This is a genomic window from Methylobacterium sp. E-045 (genome assembly GCF_022829685.1).
Classification (GTDB): Bacteria; Pseudomonadota; Alphaproteobacteria; order Rhizobiales; family Beijerinckiaceae; genus Methylobacterium.
Genome location: NZ_JAKSYE010000067.1, coordinates 1 through 7,886 on the forward strand (window position 1 = coordinate 1; position 7,886 = coordinate 7,886).

The following is a 7,886-nucleotide window of genomic DNA, read 5'->3' on the forward strand; positions in this document are numbered from 1 at the left end:
CGGGGTAGCCGGCGATGCGGCGCTTGGCGATCAGCTCGGCGAGGATCCGCTTCTCGGAGCGGGCCTGCTTCAGGACGATCCGGAACTTGATCGAACCGTCCTGGTGGAGGGTCGGCAGCTCGCGGCGGAGGGGGGTGTGGCTGGACACGTTCTGGCTCCATCACCGTGGGGCGATGGGTGTATCATCCCCATATTGGGGAATGGGTCAACCCCAAAATGGGGAATAATGGGGAATGCCCATATCCGCCGGACCCCCAGGCGCGAGAAAATACGAGCGACGCGGTAGCCTGGACCACAGTTTTCCGCGCGGAACACCCTTTCGACGCTGCGGTTTTATCGAAGTTTTCCACAGGCTGCGGTTTTGCCCAATCAGGACTCGACTCGTGAGGGAAAAATTAGAACATTATAGGAACATCGCAATCGGAGTTCCGCCGTGACGGTTATGTTCATGCCGACGACCAGCCGCTCGGCTGGGTTCAAGCCCAAGATCATGGAGCGGAAGTTCAGGGTGCAGCTTCGCTGCCCAGAGTGCGCTTCGGAGGACGCTGTGTGCATCAGCATGGCGGACGAGCCGGGTGATCCGGCAACGATCCACGATTTTACAGACAGCGGGGCGCTGGATCGCATCGAGCACGACTGCAAGCGATGCGGAACGGATATGTCGATCGTCGTTCGGGTCGATTACCTGCGCACCCCTGAAGAGGGGCGCTCACAGGACTGAGCGGGTCAGAACTCTGTTTCGTGGTTGTCGAACACGTACTGGACCAATGCTCGGATCTCGACCTTGCGGCCATCGTCGGCCGTGAGGTCGCGCTTCACAATGATCGGCTTGTGCTTTGGGTTTGAGGAGCGCGGGTGAAATTCAGCCGTCGTCTCGTTCAGCACCAGCTCTTTCACAGTCTCTTCGTATGACTGGCCGTTATCCAGCGTCTGCCTCACCACAACATTAAGGCCAGACCGAAGCGTGACTGCCCCCTCAATGTCCTCATAAGACAGTCCAATGACATAATCGCCGTCAGTTATTGGCTTCGGCGACGCTTGGTCCATACTGTCGCCTTCGACGCACCAAGCAAATTGTCTTGCCCACGGGTATTTCGTGCTCGGCGGAGCTGACACGACCTCGTCTAACTCGTCGCCATGGATTTCCACATCCTTGAAAATCCCAGCCGAGAGCGTGCCGGTCACCTTCTTGAAGGAGAAGCCACGGCCCGCCGGCGTTGCTTGTGACGGTGGCGGCTCCCTGGCTGGCCCGTCTGCCGGCGCTACCGCGTCGCCCCCTTCAATGATCTCACTAGGCGCGACGCCCAGCACCTCGGCCGCCTTGGCGATTCGATCCGCCTTAAGTCCGCGATCGCTGTCCTCAACCTTCACATAGCCGCCCTTCGACATGCCGAGCTTGGTCGCCATGTCCTCCTGCGACCAGCCCTGCTTCTCGCGAAGCTTCTTCAGATTATTCCGTGGATGCGGCTTTTTCCCCATATCGGGGACAATGCCTGATGCGGTCAACGCAGGCGCTCCCCGTTTTGGGGGATTGCCGCTTGACGTAATGCCCCAAAATGGGGAACAACTCGCTGCATGCGGTTACTCGATCACATGCGCGAAGAGCAAATCGACGACGACGCCTTCGCGGCGCTGATCGGAGATTGCACCGGCCACGCGGTTAAAAAGTGGAAATACGGCGAGCGCGAACCAGACGCCGGCACGATGATGAAGATCGAGGATCTTACCGAGGGTAAGGTCACGGTCCGTGATTGGGCGGAGCAGGCGGCTGAGCGCAACCGCCGTCGGCAGTCGCGTATCGACGCCGCCTCCGAAGCGAGCGCCGCGTGATGCCGGATCACAACCGCGCCCACAGATACCAGATCAGCAAAGCCTCAATCGCAGCCACTATGCTGACGATCCAGAGCGCCACGGCGTGCAGCCGAAGCCTATCCGAGAGGGTCGTAACCGCATTAACCGCATCGGCTTTCAAAAGCCGTACGCTTTCAACTGCCTCGCTTGATTGGCTGAGAGCCACTCGGAACAACCGCTCTGCGTCCTCGCGGGCATCGTCGGCGTCTCGGCGGGCGCTTGTATCCTCGTTCAATATCGGCTCCATCGGCTTGGTTCGCGCCTCCGATTTGAAGCCGCGCGGATCAGGTGTCCATCGTGACGCCCGGTTCGCGGTCGCCGCGATGAGGGCAGTCTGACATGACCGCGCTCGTCCTCGCCTTCCTGGGGATTGTCCTCGTCGCCGACGCGGTGCTGATCGCGAGCCTCTCCAGCAACCGTGTGAGCGGTGATCCTGCTGCCATGCGCACGGGCGCGGCGTTCGCGGGCCTGGTCCTCGCGGCCAGCGCCATGTGCCTCATCGCGGCGAGGTTCGCGGCATGAGCGCCCCCCTTTCCCATCGCGCGGGATGTCGCCCCGCGATCGCGTCCGGCGTCATATTGTTCTGCGTTCCGACCGCCGGACGCGTTCCTTTCCGTAATCGCGCCCGTCGAGCCGCCCTTCCGGCTCCGGTGCGTGAGCGTGCCGGCCGGACCCTGACTCGGACCCCGGTCGGCACGTCCCCTTTCGTCTTGCTCGATCGCCCATGCCGCCAAGCTGTCGATCGCGCCTGTGTGCTGCGTATCCCGTCCACCCATGATGCGAGGCGCTGACATGTCGTTCGCCCCATCCATTCAACCTGACCTCTTCTCCAAACCCTCGCCTCCGATGGTCTCACCATCGAGGAAAGTCATGAGAAAGTCGCAGCCGGTCCCGGCTACACTTGGGGCTGACGAACGTACAACTGTCGGAGAGCGCACCACCGCATTCCTGCGCCAGCGCTATCCGACGAAGACCGCCGAGAACGTCGCGGCGGATACCGGCATCTCGCCCAACACCATCGGGAAGTGGCTCGATCGCGGCTCGGCACCGACGAGCTGGGCCTTCCTGCGCCTGCTCGCTGCCTACGGGCCGGAGCTGGCTTGCGCGACGATGGAGACTCCCCCGGCGTGGCTCGCTCGGGCCGCCCGCGAAGAGGATCAGCGCCGCCTGCGCGCTGAGATCGCTGCCCTTCAGGCTCGTCTCGAAGGAGGCACGGCATGAAATTCGGTGGTCTCGTGGAGTTCGGCCGCGCTGCGGTCGGCACGCTCCTGCGCAAACTCGCGCGGCTGCTCATGGCGCCGCTGCACTGGATGGAGCGGCTCGCCGACAGGATCGACCCGCGCCTCGTCTGGCCTCCCGGTCCTCCCGGCTCGCCCCCACGCGAGTGGCACCCTCGCCTATGGGACCGCTGCGGCGGCCGCACGCCAAACGAGCCGCGCCCGTAGGCCTTCCCGCAAATCCTCCCCCTTCGCGGTCGTTGGCCGCGTCGCTCCCTCCCCGAACCTGAGAGGTCACCATGGCCAGGAAAACGAAGGGCGCGACGCCCAGGATCATCAAGACGACGGCAGCCCAGCTGCAGGATGCGATCCGCGACGCAGCCGGTGCTTCCCAGCGCGCTGCGAACGCGAACTCGAACAAGTCGACGGCGCTCTCGGATTACTGCGCCCGCAGCGGTCTGCCAACCAAATCGGTGAAGCTCATCCTCGACTGCCACAAGATGGAGGACATGAAGCGGAGAGACTTCGTCCTCGGCTTCCTGATGGCTTACCAGATGATGGGCTGGGGCGAGCAGAGCGACCTGTTCGACGACGTCGGCAAGATGATCTCGGAAGCTACTGCCGCTGCCGAGGCGGACGAGAAGTCCCGCAAGGGTCAGGCGCAGGGTTCGCCAGGCCTGCCGCTCGAGGAGGCCGAGCGTCAGTTCACGAAGAACAACGCGAGGGCCAACGCGAAACGCGAGTCCAAGGCGACCACGCCCAGCGAGGCCATGCGCGACAGCACGGCGGCCGGCGACGCTTTCCTGAAGGAGCAGACGGCGAAGGGGCCCCGTAACGCCCTCCCTGGCGCTCCAGCGCTCGGCGATGGACCGCAGCGCCAGACCGTGTCCGCCGAGTAGGGCCGAAGCACCGTCATGTCCGAGCAGATCGTCATCACTCTCCCCGGGGAGCCGCGGGGTAAAGGTCGGCATCGCGCCCGCGTCGTTGCCCCGCGCGGCGGCAAGAAGCCGTTCGTCCAGGAATACCCGGATCCGGAAACGGCGCGCTACGAAGCTGCCCTGCGGACTGCGGCCGCCGTCGTGATGGTCGGTCGCTTGCCCCTGTCGGGCCCCCTGGTGGTGGTCGTCTACGCGTTCATGCCGATCCCCACGAACTGGTCTCAGGCGAAGAAGCGGGAGGCGCGTAACGGCCTCATCCGCCCGGTCGTGAAACCCGATTGGGACAATATCGGGAAGATCTGTGACGCCCTGAACGAAGTCGTGTGGGGCGACGATTCCACCGTCGTCGACGGCATCGTCCGCAAGTTTTACTCGGACAACCCCGAGCTGGTGATCACCGTCGAGCCATGGGTTCCGGCGATCGCCACCCTCGGCGCCTCTGCTCTTGCTTTGGACGAGGCCGCCTGATGTGTGTCCTCATCTCCTGCAGCAACGGATGGCTCCGCTTCTTCGGCGTTCGCGACGGCGATTACCAGATCGCGATGTACCTCATCGGCATGGCGTCGGTGACGGCCGAGCAGACCGCCCGCCCGGCCTACCGCGAGATGATCGATACCCTCGATTGGGGGGCGATCCTTTGAACGCGCCGACCTTCAATCTCGAAGCTACTCCGCAACCGAACCGCGCGCGTGTCCGCCGTGGTGGCTGGTCCTGGGGGCCGGTTGAGGGCGCCAAGCTCCGCGTGCTGTCTCTCGGTGCCGGCATCCAGTCGACGACGCTCGCGCTCATGGCCGCACATGGCGCGCTCGAGCCGCTGCCGGACGCTGTGATATTCGCTGACACGGGAGCCGAGCCGCCGGCTGTCTACGAGCATCTGCGCTGGCTGCGCAGCGGAAACGTCCTGCCGTTTGATGTGACCGTCGTCCATGGTGGCAATATCATCGGTGATCTTAAGCGTCAGGTGCACGGCGAGAGGGCGGGCCCAGGCGGTAAGTCGCCATCCGCTCCGTTCTTCGCTCCTGGCCGCAAGGGGGCGGCCCCCATCCGTCGGCAGTGCACAGGGCACTACAAGATCGACCCGATCAATCGGGTGGTGCGTGGCCTGCTGGGGTTCAAGCCGCGCCAGCGTATCGCGCCCGCATCGGTCGAGATGTGGATTGGGATCTCAGTCGACGAGGTCGTCCGCGCCGGGCCAGCGGTCGAGGGGTGGATCGTAAATCGCTACCCGCTGCTCGAGCAGCGCATGTCACGGCGCGACTGCGAGGCATGGCTCCTTGCCCACGATTACCCCGTGCCGCCAAAGTCGGCTTGCACGTTCTGCCCTTACCGCACCAATCTCGAATGGCGCCGCCTGAAGGACGAGGATCCGCAAGCGTTCGCTCAGGCGTGCGAGATCGACGAGCTGATCCGCGGCGGCTTCATCCGCAATGAGCGCGGGACGTCCACGGGCAATCTCTACGTCCACCGCTCGATGAAGCGGCTCGCCGAGATCGACTTCAGAACCGCCGAGGAGCGCGGCCAGGGCAACATGCTCATGGTCTGCGAAGCGGGGTGTGGCCTATGACCTGGCCGTTCGGCACTCTCCCCCCGTTCGGCTTCGACATGCTCATGGTCGATCCGCCGTGGTCGTTCGCCCTCCGCTCTGACAAGGGCGAGGCGAAGAGCGCGCAGGCTCAGTACGACTGCATGACGCTTGACGCGATCAAGGCCCTGCCGGTGGCGGAGCTCGCCCGCGGCGATGCCTTCCTGTGGCTCTGGGCGACGAACCCGATGCTCCCCCAGGCGCTCGCCGTCATGGCCGCCTGGGGCTTCACCTTCACCACGTCCGGCACGTGGGTGAAGACGACGAGCGGGGGCAAGATCGCCTTCGGTACCGGCTACGTCCTGCGCTGTGCCTCCGAGCCCTTCCTCATCGGGAAGTTCGGTCATCCGCGCGCCGGCCGGTCCGTGCGCAGCGTGATCATGGCCCCGATCCGCGAGCATAGCCGCAAGCCGGACGAGGCCTATGACGCCGCCGAGGCGCTGATGCCGTCAGCGATTCGCCGGGCTGACCTCTTCTCGCGCGAGTCTCGCCCCGGCTGGACGGCCTGGGGGAACGAAGCCGGGCATTTCGATGCGCCCGCACTCATGGCTGCGGAGTAGGCGCATGGCCCGGTACAACATCCTGCAGCCGACCTCGCCCGTGCCGATCCCGCGGCTGGCTGCCGTGGTCGGAGAGGCGGCCAAACGCTGGTGGGACCTCTACACCCGCGCCCGCGGCGACGATCAGTACAAGTGGTTCGATTGCGACCTCGCCCTCGCCGAGGCCGCGTCGCTGCTCAACGACCTTGCCGAGATCGAGAAGCTGAAGGGCGAAGGCTACGTGAAGGAGATGCTCCTTCGCGAGCTCGTTCCTGTCGAGCAGAGGGCTTCGGCATGAACGAGCCCCTCGACCGTCCCGGCTTCGGCCCCAAGGTCGTCCCGCTCGAAGAGTACCGTGGCGATTACGGTCGGTTGCCTGCCGCCCCAACTGCCGCGGTGGCGCCGATCGCCAGCGTCGAGTCCGAAGCCGGGCTCCTTGGCTGCATCATGCAGGCCCCGCACGTCTTCCCGCTGGTTCAGCACCTGGTCGCGCCCGAGCACTTCTTCGAGGAGGCGCACCGGGCCATCTGGCAGGTGATGGGCGACCTGGTGGCCGCCGGCGACACGCCGAACGGCATCAAGGTGAAGGCGGCACTCGGCGCGACGAACCTAGCCTTCGATCTCGGCGGCCAGACCGTGCTGTCCTATCTCGGCCGGCTCGTCGTCCAGGCGTGTACGCCCGTTTCGGCACCGGAATACGCCCGGACGATTCAGCAATACTGGCAGCTGCGCGAGCTGGCGGCTGTCACGAACAAGGCGGGGGACGGCTCCGGCTTCGTGCCGGGCCCGCATCTCGAACGGGTCTATGCCCGTGTCGACCAGATTCGCGCCTCCTTCGTCGACCGCAAGGTGATGTCGGTCACGGCGGACCAGGCCGGCGACGAGCTGATCGCGGACATCACAGCCGACTTACAGGGCCATGGCCGGGTCGTGCCTCACACCCGTGTCGAGGCTTTCGACAAGGAGATCGGCGGGGGCCCCCAGCCCTCGACGCTGATCACGGTCGCGGCCCGCACCGCCATGGGGAAATCCATCTTCGGGGTGGAGCAGGCCAGCGCGATCGGCCGACAGGGGCACCTCGCGATCTATCACTCGCTCGAGATGACCCGGAAGCAGATCAAGGCCCGCCGCACGTCGAGCTGGCTGTTCGATCGCGGGACGAAGCTCGCCTATGAGCAGATCATGCGCCGGCGCGGTCTGTCTCCGAGTGAGGCCGATCATGTGGCTGATGCCGTCTACGAGATGCGGGGCGAGCACTTTCACATCGAGGACGGTGGCGGGCGCACCATCGGCGACATAGCCGCCGCCTCCGACCGCCTGGCGAACTCGTATGCCCGCAAGGGCGTGCCGCTCGGCATGGTGGTGATCGACCACGCGCACATCGTCCGCCCGTCTCGCGCCTACAATCGCGAGGACGAGGGCCTGAAGGAGGTCGGAGGCGGCGGCTATGTCGCCGATGGTGCGCCCGCCACCGTCCTCGATGTGAAAGTGCTCGCCCCGCATCTCGTAGACGGCATCAGCAACATGATCGGCGTCACTCGGAGACAGACCGCGCCGGCGCATGACCTGCTCATAGGCGAGCTTCGTCCAGCTATCGAACATGCCGCACGACGTTCGGCGGGCCTTTATCTTCTTCCGGGTCATCCCGAGCGAGTTATAGATCGCGAGGTGCCCCTTTCGGCCGATCGCGGCGGTCTGGTCCACCCCGGACATGGGCTTCCCCATTGCCGTGCGGGCGGCGAACGTGAGCAGCTGAGTG

General features: G+C 65.2%; 14 protein-coding genes. 12 read left to right on the forward strand and 2 right to left on the reverse strand.

Features of this window, described 5'->3' with window-relative positions:
* The first annotated feature begins 433 nt into the window (after nucleotides 1-433).
* On the forward strand, nucleotides 434-721 hold the full coding sequence (locus MKK51_RS10070; protein WP_243976800.1) for a hypothetical protein: 288 nt from the start codon (nucleotides 434-436) through the stop codon (nucleotides 719-721).
* A gap of 5 nt (nucleotides 722-726) precedes the next feature.
* Here the strand turns inward: MKK51_RS10070 and MKK51_RS10075 are convergent, their stop codons facing one another.
* Nucleotides 727-1,506 (reverse strand): helix-turn-helix domain-containing protein, encoded by a 780-nt coding sequence (locus tag MKK51_RS10075; RefSeq protein ID WP_243976802.1) that lies wholly within the window; start codon nucleotides 1,504-1,506, stop codon nucleotides 727-729.
* 87 nt (nucleotides 1,507-1,593) lie between these two features.
* On the opposite strand from MKK51_RS10075, the gene MKK51_RS10080 reads away from it, so the two are divergent.
* Nucleotides 1,594-1,830, forward strand: a complete 237-nt coding sequence (locus tag MKK51_RS10080; RefSeq protein ID WP_243976803.1) for a helix-turn-helix domain-containing protein — start codon at nucleotides 1,594-1,596, stop codon at nucleotides 1,828-1,830.
* A gap of 7 nt (nucleotides 1,831-1,837) precedes the next feature.
* Here MKK51_RS10080 and MKK51_RS10085 read toward each other — a convergent pair whose 3' ends face one another.
* A complete protein-coding gene (locus MKK51_RS10085; protein WP_243976804.1) occupies nucleotides 1,838-2,086 on the reverse strand; it encodes a hypothetical protein in 249 nt (82 codons plus the stop codon).
* A 104-nt stretch (nucleotides 2,087-2,190) separates the two neighbouring features.
* Between MKK51_RS10085 and MKK51_RS10090 the strand changes: the two genes are divergently transcribed.
* The 10 genes from MKK51_RS10090 to MKK51_RS10135 form a co-directional block, all read left to right on the forward strand.
* Entirely contained in the window at nucleotides 2,191-2,373 is a 183-nt protein-coding gene (locus tag MKK51_RS10090) for a hypothetical protein (protein WP_243976805.1), read from the forward strand.
* A 348-nt stretch (nucleotides 2,374-2,721) separates the two neighbouring features.
* On the forward strand, nucleotides 2,722-3,072 hold the full coding sequence (locus MKK51_RS10095; RefSeq protein ID WP_243976806.1) for a hypothetical protein: 351 nt from the start codon (nucleotides 2,722-2,724) through the stop codon (nucleotides 3,070-3,072).
* Nucleotides 3,069-3,296 carry a hypothetical protein gene (locus MKK51_RS10100; RefSeq protein ID WP_243976807.1) on the forward strand — a complete coding sequence of 76 codons (228 nt, stop codon included), beginning with the start codon at nucleotides 3,069-3,071 and terminating at the stop codon, nucleotides 3,294-3,296. The genes MKK51_RS10095 and MKK51_RS10100 overlap by 4 nt, the downstream gene beginning before the upstream one ends.
* Before the next feature lie 71 nt (nucleotides 3,297-3,367).
* Nucleotides 3,368-3,967, forward strand: coding sequence for a hypothetical protein (locus tag MKK51_RS10105; protein ID WP_243976808.1), 600 nt, complete (start codon nucleotides 3,368-3,370; stop codon nucleotides 3,965-3,967).
* 15 nt (nucleotides 3,968-3,982) lie between these two features.
* Complete coding sequence (locus MKK51_RS10110; protein WP_243976809.1) at nucleotides 3,983-4,474, forward strand: RusA family crossover junction endodeoxyribonuclease; 492 nt, start codon at nucleotides 3,983-3,985, stop codon at nucleotides 4,472-4,474.
* Complete coding sequence (locus tag MKK51_RS10115) at nucleotides 4,474-4,647, forward strand: hypothetical protein (RefSeq protein ID WP_243976811.1); 174 nt, start codon at nucleotides 4,474-4,476, stop codon at nucleotides 4,645-4,647. The genes MKK51_RS10110 and MKK51_RS10115 overlap by 1 nt, the downstream gene beginning before the upstream one ends.
* Nucleotides 4,644-5,570 (forward strand): hypothetical protein, encoded by a 927-nt coding sequence (locus MKK51_RS10120; protein WP_243976812.1) that lies wholly within the window; start codon nucleotides 4,644-4,646, stop codon nucleotides 5,568-5,570. Before MKK51_RS10115 ends, MKK51_RS10120 begins: the two co-directional genes overlap by 4 nt.
* Nucleotides 5,567-6,148: an MT-A70 family methyltransferase gene (locus MKK51_RS10125; RefSeq protein ID WP_243976813.1), complete on the forward strand. Its 582-nt coding sequence runs from the start codon at nucleotides 5,567-5,569 to the stop codon at nucleotides 6,146-6,148. Before MKK51_RS10120 ends, MKK51_RS10125 begins: the two co-directional genes overlap by 4 nt.
* A 4-nt stretch (nucleotides 6,149-6,152) precedes the next feature.
* The gene (locus MKK51_RS10130; RefSeq protein ID WP_243976816.1) at nucleotides 6,153-6,425 is read left to right on the forward strand and encodes a hypothetical protein; all 273 of its coding nucleotides are present in this window, start codon (nucleotides 6,153-6,155) and stop codon (nucleotides 6,423-6,425) included.
* On the forward strand, nucleotides 6,422-7,886 hold a 1,465-nt coding region (locus MKK51_RS10135), incomplete at its 3' end, for a DnaB-like helicase N-terminal domain-containing protein (RefSeq protein WP_243976818.1). The genes MKK51_RS10130 and MKK51_RS10135, both read left to right, overlap by 4 nt.

What these genes read in the sequence shown, in the direction of transcription:
- MKK51_RS10125 (WP_243976813.1), top strand. Translation starts at nt 5,567, where the DNA reads ATGACCTGGCCGTTCGGCACTCTCCCCCCGTTCGGCTTCGACATGCTC.
- MKK51_RS10090 (WP_243976805.1), top strand. Translation starts at nt 2,191, where the DNA reads ATGACCGCGCTCGTCCTCGCCTTCCTGGGGATTGTCCTCGTCGCCGAC.
- MKK51_RS10095 (WP_243976806.1), top strand. Translation starts at nt 2,722, where the DNA reads ATGAGAAAGTCGCAGCCGGTCCCGGCTACACTTGGGGCTGACGAACGT.
- MKK51_RS10110 (WP_243976809.1), top strand. Translation starts at nt 3,983, where the DNA reads ATGTCCGAGCAGATCGTCATCACTCTCCCCGGGGAGCCGCGGGGTAAA.
- MKK51_RS10130 (WP_243976816.1), top strand. Translation starts at nt 6,153, where the DNA reads ATGGCCCGGTACAACATCCTGCAGCCGACCTCGCCCGTGCCGATCCCG.
- MKK51_RS10080 (WP_243976803.1), top strand. Translation starts at nt 1,594, where the DNA reads ATGCGCGAAGAGCAAATCGACGACGACGCCTTCGCGGCGCTGATCGGA.
- MKK51_RS10105 (WP_243976808.1), top strand. Translation starts at nt 3,368, where the DNA reads ATGGCCAGGAAAACGAAGGGCGCGACGCCCAGGATCATCAAGACGACG.
- MKK51_RS10115 (WP_243976811.1), top strand. Translation starts at nt 4,474, where the DNA reads ATGTGTGTCCTCATCTCCTGCAGCAACGGATGGCTCCGCTTCTTCGGC.
- MKK51_RS10100 (WP_243976807.1), top strand. Translation starts at nt 3,069, where the DNA reads ATGAAATTCGGTGGTCTCGTGGAGTTCGGCCGCGCTGCGGTCGGCACG.